Here is a 20,138-nt window from a genome sequence, read left to right as displayed (position 1 = left end):
CCAAGCTCTCTGAAGTTATTTTTGTTAAAATAATAAAGTTATATCAGAATTCGGAGGGTTTATTGTGGGAAAAGTGAAAAGAAATGCCCCTTGCCCATGCGGCAGCGGGAAGAAATATAAAAAATGCTGCGGAAGTAAAGCAGCAGCCATTCCGGCAGACATCGCGGCAAAAGAAGCGAAACAGATTCAGGAAAGCCTAATGGAGTACGCCTTTACAGCACATAGAGACGGCATATCATCATTTATTAACCAGCACGAGTTCATTGCGGAGCTGGACAGACAGACAAAAGACATCGGAGTCTTCAACCTCGGTATCTGGGGGATTTTCTTCCGACCGCTGGCAGGCGGCAAGACGATTTTTGAAGAATACCTTCAGAAAAAAGCCGGCGGCATCAACCGTCCGAAAACAAGGGAAATCGTTGAATCATGGAAAAGCATGACACCAGCGGTTATGGTGCTTGAAGATGTGAAAGAAGGAATGATTCACTTTGAAGATGTGATGACGAAAAAACAATTCAAAGTGGAAATGGACGTCAGCCAGCAGGATCTTCCGCCGGAGGGAAGCCTGATTCTCGGCTATCCGATCCACGAAGCGGAAAAAGCGGAGTTCTTCATGCAATTTACGATCTTCCCTGTGAAGCGGACCGAAGCTTTGATCAGCAAAGTGAAAAAGGCGGCGGCCCCGGCCCTTGCGGAAGGAAAATCGCCTGAGCGCTTTATGGAGGAAAACTTCGACACTGTGCTGGCCGCTCTTTTAGGAACTGCAGAAGAGCCTGAGCAGGCTGCTGAAGAAAAACAGACAGAGTGGGCAAACGACATGGAGAAGGAAACGGCAGACGCCATTGAAAAAGGCCTGAGCGGGGATGAATACCCGGCTGAGCTGGTTCCGGCCGTTATTGATCTGTGGAAAACGTTCTGTGTCAAAAAAGCACCGACAATCAGAAAGCCGGAAGCTTTCGCGGCAGCGGTCGAATATTATGTAAACAGCATTTCTCTGAACGGCGCGTCCGTTTCTCAAGCGAAGCTGGCGAAGAAGTACGGCGTCAGCGCCTCAACGATTTCCAGCCGTTATAAGGAAATCGAGGGTGCTCTCACGGATGAAGCCGAACGCTTCGCCGCAGCTCTGACATCTTAATACACGGCAAAAAAACCTTGAAGGGCAAACGCTTTTCAAGGTTTTTTCTGTAGATAGGCTCTCAGGCAGGATAATTCTAACCGTCTATCTAATACTAAACAGAGGTATAAAAGGAAGGGGACCTGGGCCATGGAGGAAACACGTACGCTCGGCAGGACGGATTTACGGGTAAAGCGTATCGGCTTTGGCGCAAATGCGGTCGGAGGACATAATCTGTTTCCAAATCTCAATGATGAAACGGGAAAAGAACTCATCCGCACAGCATTGGATGGCGGCGTCAATTTTATTGATACGGCGTTTATATACGGTTTGGGGCGGTCAGAAGAGTTAATCGGTGAAGTTGTCGCAGAGCGCGGCGTGCGGGACAGCCTCGTCATTGCCTCAAAGGGCGCGCACAAAGAAGTCAGCGGGCAGATCGAACTGGACAACAGCCGTGAATTTCTTCGAAGTGAGGCGGAAAAAAGCCTAAAGCGGCTGAAAACAGATGTGATTGATCTGTACTACGTTCACTTCCCTGACGGAAAAACACCGCTGTCCGAGGTGGCGGGCACGTTAAAAGAACTGAAGGACGAAGGGAAAATCAGAGCAATCGGCGCGTCCAATCTCAGCTTCCGGCAACTGCAGGAGTTTAACGCGGACGGCTATTTAGAGGTTTTTCAGTCGGAATATTCACTGATTCAGCGTGAGGCGGAGCGCGATCTGCTGCCTTACTGTGAAAAGAACGGCATTTCCTTTATTCCTTATTTCCCGCTTGCTTCCGGCTTGCTGACGGGAAAGTTTACAAAAGACACAGTCTTTGAGGACAGCCGAAAGAACAGGCCGCCTTTTCAAGGAGAAGCTTTTCACCAAAACCTGGAGAGAGTGGATAAGATGCGGGCCGTTGCTGAAGAAAAAGGCGTGCAGACAGCGCATATCGCACTCGCGTGGCTTCTGTCGCAGCCTGCGGTGGATGCGATCATTCCCGGAGCCAAACGCCCTGACCAGCTGAAACACAATCTGGACGCGCTTGATGTGCAGTTAACCGAGGACGAGGTTCAATATATCAGTGACATCTTTAAGTGAAAATAAAAAAAGGAAATAGCCTGCGCTATTTCCTTTCTTGTTGTCAGGACGTTTTCAAAAACGCTTCCGTCAATCCTTCCAGATCGGCATCTGTATCCAGATACCACTGGCCGCGGGCATTTTTCTTCATTTCAATTTCTTTTGTCACTGAAGAAGAAGCCGGTTTCAGGCGCATAAACTCTTCTGGATAGACAGAAAGCAGGTGGCTGACAATTTCGTTTTCATCAGCATCGGGGTGCTTTCCGGCATAGTCTTGCACGCGGTCTTGCAGCCGGCCCGCAAGCGGAGACATATCAAGCGGCGTCACATTGGCTTCAAGGACGGCTTTTTTGCCTGACATGGATTTGGTATGCACCTTGAGCTCTGTGTTATCCCGCAGGGCTGATGACATGGCGTCAATAATAGCGGAAATGGCTTTTGAATCCGCCTGTTCCTGTGAAATGCCTGCTGAAGCGATAAAGCTGGCTTTCGCCGATTCCTGATATGCGGCGGCCGTCATTTTTTCATTTACACCGGTCAGGCGGGTGAAATCTTTATTGTGCTTGCCGTACAGCATCACATCAATGTATGCGGATAATGCGTCCGCCGGTTCAGGTTTTGCTTTTGAGGCTGTGCCTTTGACTTTCAGTTTATAAGATAAAGGCTTCGCGTCTTTTGCCTGCGGCTGATATACCAATTCATATGATTTGCCTTCGTCAGCCGTGAAGTACAGATTGCCCGTCACTGTCTTGCCCCCATGAAGCGTGCCGCTCTGCATCTGGTCTTCCTTATCGGCCGCCGCTGTTTTCGCGTCATCCTGATAAAGCGAGAAGTCGCTGCTTTTGACGGTAAGCGGGTCTTTGCCCGTATTTTTGACGGTGACCGTTATTTTAAGCGCGGCCGGATGTTCGGCATCCTCTGAAGCGGCCCACGCCGTATTTTTTATATTCACTTTCGCCGTGCCGCTTTCCTGGCCGCTGCTCGTTTCGCTGCTGCATGCGGCGGTAAATGCCGTGAGAAGCAAAATGAAAAACACGGCGCTCATTTTTTTGATGGACATCTGGTTAACCCCCTGTTGTTGTAATGGTTGATTCAATAGTCATGAAGAAAGGCAGGTTAATCATACTAGATTTGTTTAAAATAGTCTTGGTAATCATGAATCTTTTTGGAAGAAAAGGAAGTGTTATGATGAAAAAAGAAGAATTGAAACAGCTGGCTCTCAGAATCGGAAACGTACCTGCAGGCTACGAGAGTAATGTGGAAGAATACCAGGAAGATGAGGTTCTGTTTTGGTGGGAAGACAAGAATGATCCGGAAGCCGGCATCATGGTCGAATTGGACGGGGGCGGAAAACTGAAATCCTTATCCCGTCCGGCTTTCCGGACTGATCTGCCGCCTCTTTCGGAATCGGACATAGAAGAACGGATGCGGGCGTTTGTAGAAACCCATCGTCCGGGGGCGTTGGCTGAGTTCGAATTGGAGAAAAAAAGCTCCGTAAATGATGGTGATGTGAGATATTCCTATGTTCAGATGGCTGACGGTCTGCCGCTTCCGATGACCGGGTTTTACATCGACCTGGCTGTGACAGGGGAAGTAACCGGCTTTTCTTATCATGGGAGGGCGGATGAGCTGTTAAGACCCGGGACAATTGCGGACAAGCGGGATGCATTGGATCACTTTGTCAAACAAATAGAAGCTGAGCTATTGTTCGCCGTACTGCATCAGTCCGTCTATGTGCAGGGGGATGACAAGCCCCATCTCGTCTATGAAATCGTGTCTCCGACGCGGCCGATATCGGCTGACCTGAAGGAAGAGAATGAAGAATTAGAAGAGTATGAAGAGCTGGAAGACGACATGCGGCCGTATGTCCCGATTTCACGCCCTGCACCTGAAGCGGAAAAGCTGAGCATCAATGACATGATCGGGCTGCATGACGGTTTTTATAAAGAGAGGGAAACTGATCTTGGAGACGGCCGCATCGGCATTGCCTGGCGTCCAGAAAAAACAAAATCCGTACGGGAAGATAAAAGTTTAGAAAGTCTGTTCAAAGAACGGATTGAACACGTATTGAAAACAATGCATGATAAAGAATCGGGCCGGCTCACCGGGGTGATGTCATTTATACAAAGTGAAGGCGAACCGGCGTTTTCCGAGGAAGAATGCCATCACACGGCCATCCGCTTTTTATTTGCCATGTTTCCGGAAGCGGATCAGTATTTCCGGGTTCAATATGATGAACCGGATGATGAAGGAGAAAACGTGGGACTTACATATAAGGCTTGTTCGGGCGGCGTTGATTTGCGATTCGGAGAGGGGAGAATCTGTGTCAGCAAAAAGACGGGTCTTGTCACTGTATATATGCCGCCGGAAATTGATCCGAAAGAGCTTGATCATATCGATCCCGTTCCTTCATTGACAATGGAAGAGGCGAAGGACGCGATCCGCCGGAATATCAAAGCCGAGCTTGCTTGGGATCGCTGTTACGATGACGACAGCGGCAGAAATGTGTACCGGCTCGTATACAAGCCGGTTTTCCCGCGGTTTATTGAGGCTCATACGGGAGAAGCGATTATGAGTTTAATAGGCTGAAGGTCATAGGCGTTCGTCCCGGGGCTTTTGCGGGAAGTGTGACATTTGTATGAAAAACAGCCGCTTTGAATACGGCTGTTTTCCCTCTTTGCTAAAAATAGACACATAAAAGGCACTTTCTTCCCTTTAAAAGGATAAGGCCGTTTTTATATAATAAAAAACAGTTCTTTTTTATACACTCTTCTGAAAGGATGACCCCATTGCTGAAAGAACATCTGAGAAAAAAAGCGCTGGAGATCGGGAACATACCGCCGCACTATGAGCTTGAAATAGAAGATTTTGATGAAAAACAAAAAACGAGAGCCTATTATATATGGAAAGATCGTAACCATCCGGACAAAACGGTAACGATTGAGCTGGGCGGCGATGGATCTTTGCTTGCATATTCGCGCAATGACCGTCCGGATTCAGACATTCAGCTGTCAGATGCCGAATTAAAGCTGACGGCTCTTCGGTTTGCGGCCAGACACCGTCCGCTTACTTTTATGAACTTCACTTTTCAGGCGAGGGAAGAACGCAATGGGTGCATCCGTTTTAACTATACAAAAAAAGTGTTCGGCAGGCCGCTTCCCGATTCGGGTTTTTTCGTTGATGTAACCGAGAGCGGCTTCGTCGTGCAGTTTATCTATTATGGGGATAAGGGTGAAGCGCCCGTCCCGGAAACATTCGTCGATCAGGAGAAAGTGATCTCGCATTATATGAGCGGGCTGTCATTCAGTCTCGTCTATGACGTTGTCAATTTTGAGAAAACGCCGCGTCTCGTCTATGAACCGATCCTGCCGGCCTACAGCTATCCTGCCGGAGAAGATGAAATCGTTCCGGATCAGCCGCTTTGCGAAGAGAGAAACGAACCGGCAAAACCGCTTCCCGCGCTTAAACATAAAGGGGAAGCCAGCCTCTATGAATTGATGGGGTTTACCGCGGATATGATTCAGACGCGCCGCCGCGGTCTCGGAGATGAGATCGGAACGACATGGCGGAAAGGGTCAGTTCCGGAACGGAAAGATTTGAGTATAGAAAGCTATTTTGAAAGCAGCAACAAAAATACAATGAAGATGAAAACGGACAAAAAGACAGGGAAAATGACGGCCTTTAAGTCTTTTATTGAGCATGCGGGCCCGGCCGTTTATTCAGCAGAAGAGTGTGAGGAAGCCGCACTTCAGTTTTTATACAAGCTTTATCCGAGAGCGGACGAGTTTTTTAAAATGAATCCGCTGAAAACGGACGGCAGAGGCCGGTTCCGCTTCCATTTTTCCGTATGGTATCGGGATATTCCGCTCCGGTTCGGCGCTGCGAGGATCATTGTCAGTCCCGTAACCGGGCTTGTGGAAGCTTACATGGCGCCTGATATTGATCCGGAGCAGCTGGAGCGGATCAATCCGGTGCCGGCCGTTACCCTTGAAGAAGCAAAGGCCGCTTTTTTATCTGATTTCCATCTGCGGCTGGAATGGCAGCGCGATTTTACGCCGTCCGGCAGTGAAGGGTATAAGCTTGTGTACAGGCCTGTATATCCTCCGTATATTGATGCGCAAAAGCGAAAAAAGAAAAGGTTTTATTAGCCAGGGATCATTTGTAAATGAGGATAATCTTTAAAGCCTCTCCAATCGCCTCCCCAATCAAAACCGAGCGTTTTGGCAATCGATACGACCTCAAGCCAATCGGGCGTGCCGTTTCGGTTTCCGTCGTACGTCATATCCCAAATCAGGCTGCCATCCTTTTTCTGCAGGGCAAAGTCGATGGCAAGGCCGTAATTGTGGTATGATTCTCCGCCTTTTGCGTAGGTGACGATGTTTCCTTTTTTTGAACGTCCTTGACGATACAATTCGTTTTGTTCCTCAATTGATCTGAAACCCTCTGTGATAATGACGGTGATGCCTTTTTTCAGTGCGGCCGTCTGCAATAATTGCGCATTCTGTTTAACGAGCGGATGAAGATCGCTTGGTATGTCTCTTTCCTGTAATGCCGTTTGCGGCCTCAGTTCTTTCTGCACATAGGAAAAACATAGGTCTGCGGAAAAGAAGAGGATGAAAATCAGCGCTATTCTGGCTGGTAATCTCATGGCGGAATACTCTCTTTCTTTAATTGGTTAAAATCTTTGTTTGCTCACTGTTATAAATTTGCTATGATAAAATATAACATAATTAGTAGCCGGAGGAAGGAGGCAAATCTATGAAATCCAAGATTCCATCTGAAGAAGTAGCCGTAAAGATGAATGAATGGTATAAGCTGATCCGCGCGTTTGAAGCCGATAAAGCTGAAGCGCTGAAGCGGGAGATTCAATATGAACTCGAAGATATGGAAGAGAACCAGGATTTATTATTGTATTTTTCATTGATGGAATTTCGGCACCGCATCATGCTGGATAAATTAAAACCCATGAAAGACTGCGACGGCCGGCCTCCGTTCTCTGAAATGCTCACTGAGATTGAGATGAACCAGCAAAAGCTGACCGGTTTACTGGAATACTATTTTTACTATTTCAGAGGAATGTATGAATTTAAGCAGAAAAACTTCATCTCAGCGATTTCTCATTACAAACGGGCTGAGGAAAAGCTTGAATATGTGGAAGATGACATAGAGAAAGCCGAGTTTTTGTATAAAATTTCTGAAGTGTACTATCATATCAAGCAGACTTTTTTTTCGATGAATTACGCGGGACAGGCGCTTGATATTTACAAGAAATATGAATTATACGGAATGAGAAGGGTGCAGTGCAAGTTTATCATTGCCGGAAATTTGATGGACGCCCAGCAGCATAAAAAAGCGCTGGAATACCTCGAATGCGCCTTGGAGCACGCGGAGCGGCTTGATGATCAATATATGATTGCTGCGGCCTATTATAATATCGGGCACTGTATGTACAGTCTGGGTGACTTTTGCAAGGCGGCAGATGACTTTGAACGTGCGGCTGCCGGCTTTGAAGCGCACAGCTTCCAACAGATCATCCAGGCTGTTTTTTCACTCACGCATATATACTTTAAAATGGAAAAATACAGTGAAGCCGCCGCCAGCTACGCGCGGGGCATGAAAAGCGCGGCGGAGTGGGAAGATGAGATCTATATGACAAAATTCCGTCTGATTAAAGAGCTTTATCAGGGGGAAGGCGGGCAGGATTCGCTCAAAGAGTATTTTGATATTCTGGAATCAAAGGAACTGTTGGCTGACACGGAGGAGCTGCTTCAGGATGCGGCCCATTTCTTTCATAAACGGGGGAACTACAAAGCGGCATCTTATTTTTTCAGCCGGCTTGTCGGCGTGCAAAAAAGGCTGCAGATGAACAACTACGCATAATGAAAAAAGAACGGGGGAACTTCGGTTTCGTCGTTCTTTTTATGATCCCTTTTGTTTTCAGCCGATCAAAACCGGGTACATCCCCTGTAATAACATCAGGGAGGAATTGAGACAATGTATCAGAATTTACAGGGAAAAACAGCGATTGTAACAGGTTCTTCGAAAGGAATCGGAAAAGCCATTGCCGAACGCTTCGGCAAGGAGCGGATGAATGTGGTTGTAAACTACCTCGGTGATGCTGCCGGAGCAGATGAAACGGCGGACATCATTGAGAAAGCGGGAGGCAGAGCCGTCACCGTAAAAGCCGATGTATCCTCAGAGAAAGAGATTCAGGCGCTGTTTGATGCCGCACAGGAGCATTTCGGCGGAGTGGACGTGATGGTCAACAATTCCGGCTTTAACGGTGTCGAAGCGATGCCCCACGAAATGAGTCTGGAGGATTGGCAAAAGGTCATCGACGTCAACGTGACCGGCACCTTTTTGGGGGCGAAAGCGGCCCTTAAACATATGCTCGATCGCGGGAAAAAAGGAACGGTCTTAAACATATCGAGCGTCCATCAGCAAATACCCCGCCCTGAAAACGTGCAGTACTCAGCATCCAAGGGCGGGATCAAAATGATGACGGAAACAATGGCGCTCAATTACGCAGACAAAGGCATCCGGGTCAATGCCATCGCTCCCGGCACGATCGCCACGGAGTCTAATAAGGACCTGGAAGATGAAACACATAAACAGGCCCAGCTGAAAAAAATTCCGATGAACGCCTTCGGAAAACCGGAAGAAGTCGCAGCCGCCGCCGCTTGGATGGTGTCGGAGGAAGCAAGTTACGTGACCGGAACGACACTTTTCGTAGATGGAGGCATGACGCTTTATCCGTCTCAGCTGGAAAGATAAAAGAGGAGGGAAACCTTCTCTTTTTTGTTTAGGTAAGGATTATAAAGGAAATGGTTCTCTAAAAAACAGGAGGACTCCAAGATGGCGAATGACTGGTGGAAAGACGCCGTTGTCTACCAAATCTACCCGCGGAGCTTTCAAGACACGAACGGTGACGGCATAGGCGACTTGCGGGGAATTATCGCGCGTCTCGATTATATAAAAGAGCTTGGCGCCGATGTGATATGGATCTGCCCGATTTACCCGTCGCCAAACGTTGACAACGGCTACGACGTGACAGATCACCAAGCGATTATGGAATCTTACGGAACGATGGAGGATTTTTGCGATCTGCTTACGGAATGCCGCAGCCGCGGATTAAAGCTTGTGATGGACTTCGTCTTAAATCATACATCCACAGAACATCCTTGGTTTAAAGAGGCGGAAATGAATCCCGACAGCAAATACCGCGATTATTATATTTGGCGGCCGGGCACCGAGGACGGCCCGCCGACCGATTGGGTGTCGGCTTACGGACAATCCGTCTGGCAGTACGAAGAACATACGGGCGAATATTATCTGCATATGAACGCCGTCAAACAAGCCGATCTGAATTGGGAAAATCCCGAAATGCGGCAATCCGTGTACGAGATGATGAGATTCTGGCTCGATAAAGGCGTGGACGGCTTGCGTATAGACCAGCTCCATTTTCTGTCCAAAAAAGAATACCTGCCGCCGTATGAAGATTATATCGCTCGCCGGGCCGATCCGAAGCCTTTCCGGCCAAACGGAGCACGGATACATGATTATTTAAAAGAAATGACGAAAGAGGTATTTTCCAAATATGACGTGATGTCGGTTGGCGAGGCCGGATCAGTGACGCCTGAGGAGGGGCTCGTTTATACGGGAACCGATGAGCATGAGCTGAATATGATTTTTCATTTTCAGCATATGGAGCTTGACCAGAAGCCGGGCCAAGAGCATTGGGATGTAAAGCCGCTTGAGCTGGCCGATTTGAAGAAAGTGCTCACAGACTGGCAGAAAACACTTGAACATCAGGGCTGGAATACGCTGTATTGGTGCAATCATGACCAGCCCCGGATCGTATCCCGCTTCGGAGACGAAGGCAAATACCGAAAGGCATCAGCCAAAATGCTTGCCGCCCTGCTTTATTTCATGAAAGGCACGCCATACATTTATCAGGGAGAAGAACTCGGCATGACAAACGCCCCGTTTGACAGAATTGAGGACTATCAGGATATTCAGACCGTCAATATGTATCACAAAAGGGTATTTGAAAAGGGCCGTGACAGAGAAGAAGTCATGGCGTCTATTATGGCAAAAAGCCGTGACCATGCCCGTACACCGATGCAGTGGGACGGCAGCAAGAATGCCGGATTTACAAAGGGAGAACCGTGGCTGAAGGTCAATCCCAATTACAAAACCGTCAATGCGGCCGAGGCTCAGGATGATCCCGATTCTGTATTGAACTTTTACAAAAAACTGATCCGCCTGCGAAAACAGTATGCTGATGTCATAAAAGGCAGCTACACGCTGCTGCTTCCTGATGACCCGCAGCTGTTTGTATATGAAAGACAGGCAAACGGACAAAAGCTCATCTCCATCAGCAACGTATCGAAAGAAGAAGCCGTCTTTTATTGGCCTGATGGCTCCAAACCTGAAAGCGCCGAGCTTCTTCTCAGCAACTATGAAAATGGCGGCGCGGAATCCCTCATCACATTCCGCCCTTATGAAACAAGAGTCTATCTGCTGGCCTGCTAAGAGTTAGACCGCCCCTGTCCTTACCTGACGGGGGCTTTATAGGTAAATCGGATATCAATTTAGAAAAAATATCTTGCAAAACGTAATTACTTCGTTTTATTATGGTAAAGGTAACAAATGAGCGAGAAAGTACGATTTGGAAATCGTCATCATTCTGATTTGGAACAGGGGGAAACGGCTTGTTTAAAAAATGGAGCGGGATCATCGTTATTGCGGCATGCTTTTTAATTGCGGCGGGCTGCGGCAATTCATCTTCAAAAGGTTCGTCAGGTTCTTCGAAAAACGGCAAACTGCACGTCGTGACGACCTTTTATCCTATGTACGAATTCACAAAACAAATTGTAAAAGACAAAGGCGATGTAGACATTCTCATCCCGTCTTCGATCGAACCCCATGATTGGGAGCCGACGCCGAAGGATATCGCCGGCATTCAAAACGCCGATCTTTTCGTATACAACAGCGAATATATGGAGACATGGGTTCCGTCAGCGGAAAAAAGCATGAGCTCTGATCATGCGAAGTTTGTAAAGGCGTCAAAAGGGATTGACCTGCTCAAAGGCTCGGATGAAGAGGAAGAGGAGCATGAACACGGCGGTCATGACCACAGCATGGACCCTCACGTCTGGCTGAGCCCGGTTCTTGCGCAAAAAGAGGTCAAAACCATTACAGAGCAGATCGTAAAACAGGACCCTAAGAATAAGGCATACTATGAGAAAAATAGTAAAGAATATATTGCAAAACTGAAGGATCTTGATAAACTATACCGTACAACATTAAATAAAGCGGCGAAAAAAGAATTGATCACACAGCATGCGGCGTTCAGCTATCTCGCTAAAGAGTACGGCTTGAAACAGGTTGCGATTGCAGGCCTTTCTCCTGAAGAAGAGCCGAGTGCGGCCAAACTGGCAGATCTCAAAACGTTTGCCAAACAGCATGATGTGAAGATCATCTACTTTGAAGAAGTCGCATCGCCTAAAGTTGCAGATACACTTGCCGGTGAAATCGGCGCGAAAACGGAAGTGCTCAATACACTGGAAGGTTTAAGCCAAAAAGAACGGGATAAAGGCATCGGATATATCGACATTATGGAGAAAAACCTCGATGCACTGAAAGATTCGCTATTGGTTAAATAACATAGTGTGCGCCGCAGGGTGCACACTATTTCTATGCGGGAAAGGAAGGTCAGCATGAATCTCGTTACATTAAAAGATATCGTTTTTGGTTATTCGCATACACCGGTGCTTGACGGCGTGTCGCTGGAAATCAAAAGCGGCGAATTCGTCGGCATTACAGGGCCGAACGGCGCGTCAAAATCGACGCTCATCAAAGTCATGCTCGGCATGCTCAGACCTTGGGAAGGAACGGCCGAGATCAGTAAAAAAAACGCAGCCGGAAAACGCCTGACAATCGGCTATGTTCCGCAGCAGATTTCTTCATTTAACGCAGGGTTCCCGAGCACGGTCCTTGAGCTTGTGCAATCCGGCCGTTATACGAAGGGAAAATGGTTTAAACGATTGAACGAAACGGATCACCACGAAGTGGAAAACGCACTGAAGATGGTAGAAATGTGGGATTTCCGCAACCGGAAAATCGGCGACTTATCCGGCGGACAGAAGCAGAAAATCTGCATTGCGAGAATGCTTGCGAGCAATCCGGATCTGCTGATGCTTGATGAGCCGACAACAGCGGTTGACTATGAAAGCAGACAGGGTTTCTATGAATTTATGCACCATCAGGTGAAAAATCACAACCGCACCGTCGTCATGGTGACACACGAACAAAACGAAGTACAGCAGTACTTGGATAAAGTCATACGGCTTGAGAGGGGGGAAAAAGGCGGATGGAAATGTTTGACTTGGAATTCATGCGACGAGCTTTTCTAGCGGGAAGCATGATCGGAATTATGGCGCCGATATTGGGCGTATATCTCGTGCTGAGAAGACAGGCGCTGATGGCGGATACGCTGTCTCATATTTCATTGTCGGGCGTCGCCATCGGTTTTTTTCTCAGTACCAATATTACGGCGGCGAGCATCGTGGTCGTCACGATCGGGGCCATCGGCATCGAATATATGCGGCGGGCATACCGTACATATTCTGAGGTATCCATCGCAATCTTAATGGCGGCCGGGCTGTCGTTTGCGATGTTTCTGATCAGCCTGTCAAAAGGCGGCGCGTCCATGAGCATCGATCAATATTTATTTGGATCGCTTGTGACGGTCAGCCAGCAGCAAGTCTATATTATCGGCGGAATTACCCTGCTGATCCTGCTTTATTTCATTATTTTAAACAGACCGCTCTATCTGCTTACCTTTGATGAAGCGACGGCGAAGACATCCGGCATTAACACCAATCTTCTGTCAATGTCTTTCAGCATCGTGACGGGGCTTGCGATTTCGGTCATTATTCCGATTATCGGCGTGCTGCTTGTTTCAGCGCTCCTCGTATTGCCCGCGGCTTTTGCGATCCGTATCGCCAAAGGATTTAAATGGGTGTTTACGGCAGCCATTGCCATTTCTCTGTTCAGTGTGTTCACGGGGCTGACGTCTTCATACCAGCTCGGAACGCCTCCGGGGCCGTCAATCACTTTACTGTTAATCATTCTGCTTCTGTTCGGCTTTACGCTGCAGGGGATTTGGAATGCGTTTAAAAAAGGAAAAGAACGAAAAAACCGCCGTTAAGCGGGGCAGCAGACTCATCTGCTGCTCCGTTTGACGGCTTTTTTTTACAGAAATACATCAGCGAGACGTTCATATGACTCTTTTTTTGCTTCGAAATCAAAGACGTTGCACAGCACCATCATTTCTTTTGTCTGATAACGTTCGGAAAGTTCAAGCAGACGGCGTTTGACTGCGGCGGGAGAGCCGATCACCATCCGCTTCCTGTTTTCTTCAATCTGCTTACGGTCCTCCGGCGAATACGGGTAAGCCTTCGCTTCTTCCACACTCGGCACGCGGCTGTCGGCACCTTTGCCGACACGAAGCAGCCATAAATCCTGGCTTAACGCGAGTTCTTCCGCTTTCTCATCCGTAGCCGCGCATATGACGAAAATGGCACAGAGCGAGGTGGGAGCGGAGAAATGGGCGGAGGCCCGGAAATGGTCCCGATAGATCTGAAAAGCTTTTTCCCCGCGTTCCGGATTAATGAAATGGCCGAAGACATAGCCCGCACCCTGAAGAGCGGCTCGCCTGGCGCTGTTTTCCCCGAGGCCGAGCACCCAAAGCTGCGGGGCTGTTTCAATCAAAGGCGCTGTTTTTATTCCGGCATAAGCATGGTCCGAGGGAACCGAATCTGTCAAAAAGGATGACAAATCCTGAAGCTGCCTGTTGAACTCGGTCATGCTTTTTTTTACCCCGTCTGTGAGGGCGAGCCGGATTTTTGTCGTGCCGCCCGGTGAGCGTCCGACCCCCAGATCAATCCGGTTCGGATGGAGCGCCTCAAGCTGGCGGAATGTTTCCGCGACTTTATAGGGGCTGTACTGCGGCAGCAGAACGCCGCCTGAGCCGACCCGGATAGTCGTTGTGGCTGCGGCGGTATGAGCGATCATAATTTCCGGCGAAACGCTTGCGAGCCCTCTTGTGCCGTGATGCTCGGCAAACCAGTACCGCTTATAGCCCCATCCTTCGCTGAGGCGGGCGAGCTCCGTTGAATGGCGGAGCGTCTCGTGCGGCCCGTTTCCTTTGGATACTGGCGCCTGATCAAGTATGCTTAAATCAATCACTCGTCTGCCCCTTTCCTGACATGTATTGATACAAGGATAGGAAAAATGTTCAGTCCCCGTCAATTTCTTTGTTTTTTCTATTCTCTCCGGAACGAAGGAGAATATAGGAAGTGATTTTTCGCCGATTTTCGTCAAAAATTCTTATGTTTTATGAAACTTTGATATAATAAAAGACGTATATCTTAATAAATACCGGGATTCATGTCCCGAATTTTTGTGAAAATGCGCACTTGCAGCGTGCTTAGCGGCACCCTTACAGAATAGGAGTGAATCATATGGCGATCTCTTTACAAAAAGGCCAGCGGATTGATTTAACAAAAGGAAAAGCCGGCCTGTCAAAACTGCTGGTCGGACTCGGCTGGGACCCTGTATCATCCGGAGGCTTTTTCGGAAAACTGTTCGGCGGAGGCGGTGCCAATATCGACTGTGACGCTTCCGTACTGATGCTTGAAAATGATAAAATGACAGACAGTAAAAACGTCATCTATTTCGGCAATCTGAAAAGCCGATGCGGCGGTGTCGTACACACGGGTGACAACCTGACGGGAGAAGGCGACGGCGATGATGAACAAATTCTCATCGATTTGGCGAAAGTCCCCGCTCAGATTAATAAACTTGTGTTTGTCGTCAATATTTACGACTGCGTCAGACGAAAACAGGACTTCGGCATGATTCAAAACGCGTTCATCCGCGTCGTTGATCAGGCTAACCGCGAAGAACTGGTGACTTACAATTTAAGAGATAACTATTCAGGCAGAACGAGCCTGATCGCGGCTGAAATCTACCGCGAGGACGGCGAGTGGAAATTCGCTGCGATAGGTGAAGGCACAAACGATACGAAAATCGGCGATATCGTTAACCGATACGCCTAAACGAAAAAAAGGAGAGTGCACACATGGCAATTTCATTGGCAAAAGGACAAAAAGTAGATTTGACTAAAACAAATCCGGGGCTGTCTAAAGTCGTTGTCGGCCTTGGCTGGGATACAAACAAATACGACGGCGGACATGATTTTGATTTAGATTCCAGCGTCTTTCTATTAAATGAAGCAGGAAAATGCGCATCGCCCGATGATTTCATTTTCTATAATCAGCTTGAAGGCGGAAATGGCTCTGTCGCACATTCAGGCGATAACCTGACAGGCCAGGGCGAGGGCGATGATGAAAGCGTAAGAGTCAACCTGAGCGCAGTGCCTGCCGCTATTGACAAAATTTCATTCGTCATCACGATTCATGAAGCGGAAGCGCGCGGCCAAAACTTCGGACAAGTTTCCAACGCGTTCGTGCGCATTGTCAATGAAGAAACAAATGAAGAGCTGATCCGCTATGATCTGGCTGAAGATTTCTCAATTGAAACAGCCATTATCGCAGGGGAGCTTTACAGACATAACGGCGAATGGAAATTTTCCGCGATCGGCTCAGGCTATCAAGGCGGACTGGCCCGTATTGCGACAGATTACGGTCTGCAAATCGGCTGAACCATATCAAACACAGAAGGGAGAGACGGCACATGGCTATTCAATTGGCGAAAGGACAGCGTGTTGATCTGACAAAAACGAACCCCGGCCTTACAAAAGCGGTGATCGGCTTAGGCTGGGATACGAACAAGTACTCCGGAGGGCATGACTTTGACCTTGACGCGTCGGCTTTTCTGGTCGATGCCCATGACAACTGTGTAAATGATCTTGATTTTGTTTTCTACAATAACCTGGAACACCCGAGCGGCGGCGTCATCCATACGGGAGACAACCGGACGGGCGAGGGTGAGGGAGACGATGAACAAATTATCGTCGACTTCTCAAAAATACCCGCAAATATTGAAAAGATCGGTATTACCGTCACGATTCATGATGCGGAAGCGCGCGGCCAAAATTTCGGACAAGTTTCCAACGCGTTCGTGCGCGTCGTCGATGAAAACACCCAGAATGAACTGCTTCGTTTCGATTTAGGGGAAGACTTCTCGATTGAAACGGCGGTTGTCGTTTGTGAGCTTTACCGCCATGGGGCTGAGTGGAAATTTAACGCCATCGGCAGCGGATTTTCCGGCGGTCTGGCATCACTTTGCCGGAATTACGGCTTGCAGGTGTAAGCAGGAAATTACCGTTTTACTAAATAGGAGGAAAAAACTTGGATTTTCTACATCATATTATGTCGACCTACGCTTCCTTTTTTGATTGGAAAATGTGGGGTGAGGTGCTGACTGACCCTGTATCATGGGGGCTGATCGGTTCTCTGGTTCTGCTGGAGGGGCTGCTGTCGGCCGACAATGCGTTAGTGCTTGCGGTGATGGTAAGGCATCTGCCGGAAAAACAGCGGAAGAAAGCATTAACGTACGGATTGTTCGGGGCATATATTTTCCGTTTTATCTTTATCGGAATCGGAATGCTGCTCATTAAGTTCTGGTGGATCAAAGTGCTTGGCGCGCTGTACCTGGCTTGGCTCGTCATTAAGCATTTCTGGATCGGAGAAGGTGATGACGATACGGAAGGCATGAAGAAAAATTCATGGATGGTCCGTACGTTCGGAATTTTCTGGGCAACTGTCGTTTCAGTTGAGTTAATGGATTTGGCCTTCTCTGTTGACAGCATTCTGGCCGCGTTTGCGGTATCGGAAAAAGTGTGGGTGCTCTTGATCGGCGGTATGCTTGGCATTCTCATGATGCGTACAGTCGCAAAAGTATTCCTTGTTTTAATTGATAAAATCCCTGAGCTTGAAAACACGGCTTTCGTGCTGATCGGGATTATCGCCGTGAAAATGGCGGCGAGCGCCTTTGATTATGAAATGCCGCACGTTGTATTCTTCGGAATCATCATCGCTGCGTTTGTGGTGACGTTTATCATCCACTATTTCAACAAACAAAAGCAGGTTCAGGAGCAGACGGCTGCATCTAAAGAAGAATAAAACCAAAAAAGGAGGGAGAGTTCATTTCCTTCCTTTTTTGTACCGATTATCATGAAGAGAAAGGAGGAAGATCATGAGGCAGGAAGAATTGGTGATCCGAAAAGCCGAGCCGGAAAACGATGACTGGGAAACGTTTCTGATGCAGCCGCTTCCGGAACGCCCCGGTTACGAGCGGGAAAGCGGGCTGGCGTTTACCCGACTAGCCGTCCGGATTCTGGGCACTCCTTATGATGAGACGGAGTACTACAATAAGCTTTTCGAGCTGTCTTCTCATGAAAACATTCATGTGTTGAGCGAGACACTGGATAAGACCATCGCGCCGGAAACGTTTCAGGCGCTGCAGCACATTCATTCGGTCAATCAAAAGGAAAAAGGCCTTTCTGTTTCCAGATTTGTCGCGTTTCTCGACGGGGGCAGGCTGCTTGCCAAACATGCCGATCCGCTTATGCACCGTCGGCTGAGAACCGCGTTTATGACGCTTTTGGAAACCTTTGCAGGCCGGCATGAAAACGGGCTGAATCATCCCGACTTCAGACGGGTGCTCTTAGATGTGTCAAAGTTCTCGCTGAACCACCTGAATCCATGGCTCGAACAAGCCGATATAGAGCGTGAGATGCCGAAGGTGGTGTGGTATGGAGACGCGACCAAAAGCCAGCTTTATTTTCTCTATTATCTCATGCTGATCGGCTGTGATGTCTTATTGTTTCATCCGTCAGCGGAAGATCCGTTCAGCATGATTGATCCGGATGAGGAGCTCAGCTTTGTGATAAAGCTTCCCGCAACAGGCGGCCTTAAGCCTTTTCCGAAAGAAAAGCCGGACAGAACGTCCACGACGGCCTACCGGTCAACGAAAGAAATTGAGCATGTGCTGAACCATGAGGAATCCATGATGTATAAGCCTTGGCAGTTCAGGGAGCACACCCCGCAGTCCGTGACCTTAAAAACGACGTATGATGAGTTATTTCTCATTGCGAAGGAGCGGGCGTTTATCCGGCCGCAATTTAAAGCGGACAGGGAGCGGGTGGCCGTTCCGAACCTTTTTGCGAAAGTGATGGGGGTTTCCAAAGATACGAAGGAATATTGGAACAGACTCCATACCGCCGCGGACTATCAGGAGACACACATGATCCGCAGTTTTCCGTTTACGGAAGAGCTGAAAGCCAACTACCAGTATCACTACAGTCAGGTTTTAAACGAAGAAGGAGCGATTGACGCGGACAGGCTGCAAAGAAGCAACATCTGGCAGTACAAGCATCTCCCGTCAGGCGTGCAGAGCGCGATCGCCAATGTGATTTCTGACATGTGCAGAAACCCAGGGCTGAAGGCTTTGCCCGGGGAGCAGGCAAGGGATGCCGCAATTTATTTGTTCCGCCAGGCGACGAACCTGCCCGCCTCGCTGCTGCAATTGATTCAGACGTTTGATTACGCCCAAACCGTTCCGAAACTTGTTTTATATCATACCGAACAAAATGGCGAACTCACACGTTCGGACGCAGCCGCTCTTTTGTTTTTAAATAAATTCGGGGTTGATATCATCTTGTATAATCCGCCGGGGCATCAAGACATCGAGCATTATATAGAAGAAAGCCAATTCGATGTCCATTGGCTGGAGGACATGGTGTTTCGGCAGGAATATAAAGAGCCGTCACTCGTAAGAAAGCTGTTTAGAACCATTACGCAAAAGCAGGGAGAGTAAATAAACATGACAGAAAATCAAAATCCGCTTGTTCTTGATAAAAATGAAGAGATTTCTGAACAAAAAGCAGATGACATCAGAGTGCAGCTGCGCCAAGACCCTGAGGTGCAGCGCATTGCGCAGCAGATTGACGTGAAAAACCAAATGGAGCTGCTGGAGTACGGAAAAGAACCGGCAGTTGAGATCTCGAAGTTTTCCGACCGCATCTTAAATATGATGAAAACAACAAGTGTCACAGATTCAGGCACAATGCTGACGCAGCTCGGAAAAATCATGGACCGTTTTGACAAGAATGATTTCGATGAACCAAAAGGATTTCTCGCTAAAATGTTCAAGCGCGGCAACAGCATGATTGAAAAGATTTTTCAGAAGTACCGCACCCTGGGCGGAGAAATTGAAAAAATCCATGTTGAAATTTCGAAATACAAAGATGAAATGGCAAAGACGAACCATACACTTGAAGAGATGTACGAAAACAACATTAACTACTACATGGAGCTTGAAAAATATGTCGTTGCCGGGCAGATGAAGCTTGAGGAAATGCAGGCGCTCATCCCTTCTTATGAAGAAAAAGCGGCCGGCGGGAACCAGCTTGCGCAAATGCAGCTCGATACGCTGCGCGACGGGCTTCAAGCGCTTGAGGAACGTGTGTATGATTTAGATATGGCGCGGATGGTGGCGCTGCAAACGGCACCGCAGATCCGCCTCCTTCAGCGCGGGAACACGAAGCTCATCGGAAAAATCAATTCCGCATTCGTCATTACGATTCCGATTTTCAAAAACGGCATCATTCAGGCTGTCACCGTCAAACGCCAAAAGCTTGTGGCTGATTCAATGAGCGAACTGGACCGCCGCACGAATGAAATGCTGAAGCGCAACGCTGAAAATATTTCAAACCAAAGCGTGGAGATCGCCCGTATGGCAGGCCGTCCGAGCATTGACATTGAGACGATCGAAACGTCTTGGAATACGATTGTCAGCGGTATGCAGGAAACAAAACAGATCGAGGAAGAGAACAGACGTATCAGAGAAGACGGAGCGAAACGGATTCAACAGCTTCAGGATAATATTAAAAACGCAGTCTTAAAGAATTAATCTGCACCCCGCTTGC

Annotated in this window: 19 protein-coding genes; 16 read left to right on the top strand and 3 right to left on the bottom strand. The window is 48.2% G+C overall.

The annotated features are described in order from the left end of the window. The first annotated feature begins 64 nt into the window (after positions 1 to 64). Entirely contained in the window at positions 65 to 1,135 is a 1,071-nt protein-coding gene (locus tag ACQE26_RS02825; protein ID WP_016936850.1) for a helix-turn-helix domain-containing protein, read from the top strand. Positions 1,136 to 1,264: 129 nt separating this feature from the next. Further along, positions 1,265 to 2,197 (top strand): aldo/keto reductase, encoded by a 933-nt coding sequence (locus ACQE26_RS02820; protein WP_500470619.1) that lies wholly within the window; start codon positions 1,265 to 1,267, stop codon positions 2,195 to 2,197. Between the two features lie 43 nt (positions 2,198 to 2,240). Here ACQE26_RS02820 and ACQE26_RS02815 read toward each other — a convergent pair whose 3' ends face one another. Next, on the bottom strand, positions 2,241 to 3,236 hold the full coding sequence (locus ACQE26_RS02815; protein WP_500470618.1) for a DUF5105 domain-containing protein: 996 nt from the start codon (positions 3,234 to 3,236) through the stop codon (positions 2,241 to 2,243). A 128-nt stretch (positions 3,237 to 3,364) separates the two neighbouring features. Here ACQE26_RS02815 and ACQE26_RS02810 point away from each other — a divergent pair, with 128 nt between their 5' ends. Both ACQE26_RS02810 and ACQE26_RS02805 read left to right on the top strand, forming a co-directional pair. Continuing rightward, entirely contained in the window at positions 3,365 to 4,765 is a 1,401-nt protein-coding gene (locus tag ACQE26_RS02810; protein ID WP_500470617.1) for a YcdB/YcdC domain-containing protein, read from the top strand. A gap of 200 nt (positions 4,766 to 4,965) precedes the next feature. Next, positions 4,966 to 6,324 carry a YcdB/YcdC domain-containing protein gene (locus tag ACQE26_RS02805; RefSeq protein WP_500470616.1) on the top strand — a complete coding sequence of 453 codons (1,359 nt, stop codon included), beginning with the start codon at positions 4,966 to 4,968 and terminating at the stop codon, positions 6,322 to 6,324. On the opposite strand, the gene cwlK is transcribed toward ACQE26_RS02805, so the two are convergent. Further along, on the bottom strand, positions 6,321 to 6,824 hold the full coding sequence (gene cwlK / locus ACQE26_RS02800) for a peptidoglycan L-alanyl-D-glutamate endopeptidase CwlK (RefSeq protein WP_438421147.1): 504 nt from the start codon (positions 6,822 to 6,824) through the stop codon (positions 6,321 to 6,323). The genes ACQE26_RS02805 and cwlK overlap by 4 nt on opposite strands. Before the next feature lie 110 nt (positions 6,825 to 6,934). On the opposite strand from cwlK, the gene ACQE26_RS02795 reads away from it, so the two are divergent. The 6 genes from ACQE26_RS02795 to ACQE26_RS02770 all read left to right on the top strand — a co-directional run bounded on the left by ACQE26_RS02795 (position 6,935) and on the right by ACQE26_RS02770 (position 13,391). Next, positions 6,935 to 8,056, top strand: coding sequence for a Rap family tetratricopeptide repeat protein (locus ACQE26_RS02795; RefSeq protein WP_438421148.1), 1,122 nt, complete (start codon positions 6,935 to 6,937; stop codon positions 8,054 to 8,056). 114 nt (positions 8,057 to 8,170) lie between these two features. After that, positions 8,171 to 8,950 (top strand): glucose 1-dehydrogenase, encoded by a 780-nt coding sequence (locus ACQE26_RS02790; RefSeq protein WP_438421149.1) that lies wholly within the window; start codon positions 8,171 to 8,173, stop codon positions 8,948 to 8,950. Positions 8,951 to 9,031: 81 nt separating this feature from the next. Further along, positions 9,032 to 10,711 carry a glycoside hydrolase family 13 protein gene (locus ACQE26_RS02785; protein ID WP_500470615.1) on the top strand — a complete coding sequence of 560 codons (1,680 nt, stop codon included), beginning with the start codon at positions 9,032 to 9,034 and terminating at the stop codon, positions 10,709 to 10,711. A 179-nt stretch (positions 10,712 to 10,890) separates the two neighbouring features. Beyond that, complete coding sequence (locus tag ACQE26_RS02780; RefSeq protein ID WP_438421151.1) at positions 10,891 to 11,844, top strand: metal ABC transporter substrate-binding protein; 954 nt, start codon at positions 10,891 to 10,893, stop codon at positions 11,842 to 11,844. 54 nt (positions 11,845 to 11,898) lie between these two features. Next, positions 11,899 to 12,594, top strand: coding sequence for a metal ABC transporter ATP-binding protein (locus ACQE26_RS02775; protein WP_438421152.1), 696 nt, complete (start codon positions 11,899 to 11,901; stop codon positions 12,592 to 12,594). Beyond that, positions 12,552 to 13,391 carry a metal ABC transporter permease gene (locus tag ACQE26_RS02770; RefSeq protein WP_500470613.1) on the top strand — a complete coding sequence of 280 codons (840 nt, stop codon included), beginning with the start codon at positions 12,552 to 12,554 and terminating at the stop codon, positions 13,389 to 13,391. Before ACQE26_RS02775 ends, ACQE26_RS02770 begins: the two co-directional genes overlap by 43 nt. Before the next feature lie 44 nt (positions 13,392 to 13,435). Here ACQE26_RS02770 and ACQE26_RS02765 read toward each other — a convergent pair whose 3' ends face one another. Continuing rightward, positions 13,436 to 14,431: an LLM class flavin-dependent oxidoreductase gene (locus ACQE26_RS02765; RefSeq protein ID WP_500470611.1), complete on the bottom strand. Its 996-nt coding sequence runs from the start codon at positions 14,429 to 14,431 to the stop codon at positions 13,436 to 13,438. Positions 14,432 to 14,706: 275 nt separating this feature from the next. On the opposite strand from ACQE26_RS02765, the gene ACQE26_RS02760 reads away from it, so the two are divergent. The 6 genes from ACQE26_RS02760 to ACQE26_RS02735 all read left to right on the top strand — a co-directional run bounded on the left by ACQE26_RS02760 (position 14,707) and on the right by ACQE26_RS02735 (position 20,122). Next, positions 14,707 to 15,303, top strand: coding sequence for a TerD family protein (locus tag ACQE26_RS02760; protein ID WP_011996286.1), 597 nt, complete (start codon positions 14,707 to 14,709; stop codon positions 15,301 to 15,303). Positions 15,304 to 15,326: 23 nt separating this feature from the next. Further along, positions 15,327 to 15,908: a TerD family protein gene (locus tag ACQE26_RS02755; RefSeq protein WP_007409047.1), complete on the top strand. Its 582-nt coding sequence runs from the start codon at positions 15,327 to 15,329 to the stop codon at positions 15,906 to 15,908. 32 nt (positions 15,909 to 15,940) lie between these two features. Further along, positions 15,941 to 16,519: a TerD family protein gene (locus ACQE26_RS02750; RefSeq protein ID WP_038456899.1), complete on the top strand. Its 579-nt coding sequence runs from the start codon at positions 15,941 to 15,943 to the stop codon at positions 16,517 to 16,519. A gap of 38 nt (positions 16,520 to 16,557) precedes the next feature. After that, positions 16,558 to 17,331, top strand: a complete 774-nt coding sequence (locus tag ACQE26_RS02745; protein ID WP_003156644.1) for a TerC family protein — start codon at positions 16,558 to 16,560, stop codon at positions 17,329 to 17,331. A gap of 73 nt (positions 17,332 to 17,404) precedes the next feature. Continuing rightward, complete coding sequence (locus ACQE26_RS02740) at positions 17,405 to 19,027, top strand: YceG family protein (protein WP_438421154.1); 1,623 nt, start codon at positions 17,405 to 17,407, stop codon at positions 19,025 to 19,027. Positions 19,028 to 19,033: 6 nt separating this feature from the next. Further along, entirely contained in the window at positions 19,034 to 20,122 is a 1,089-nt protein-coding gene (locus ACQE26_RS02735; protein WP_064777966.1) for a toxic anion resistance protein, read from the top strand. Positions 20,123 to 20,138 lie beyond the last annotated feature (16 nt).

The organism is Bacillus sp. 5RYD7K (assembly GCF_059831465.1).
Note: the sequence above shows the minus strand (reverse complement) of the source record. Positions and strands in the feature narration are given on the sequence as shown.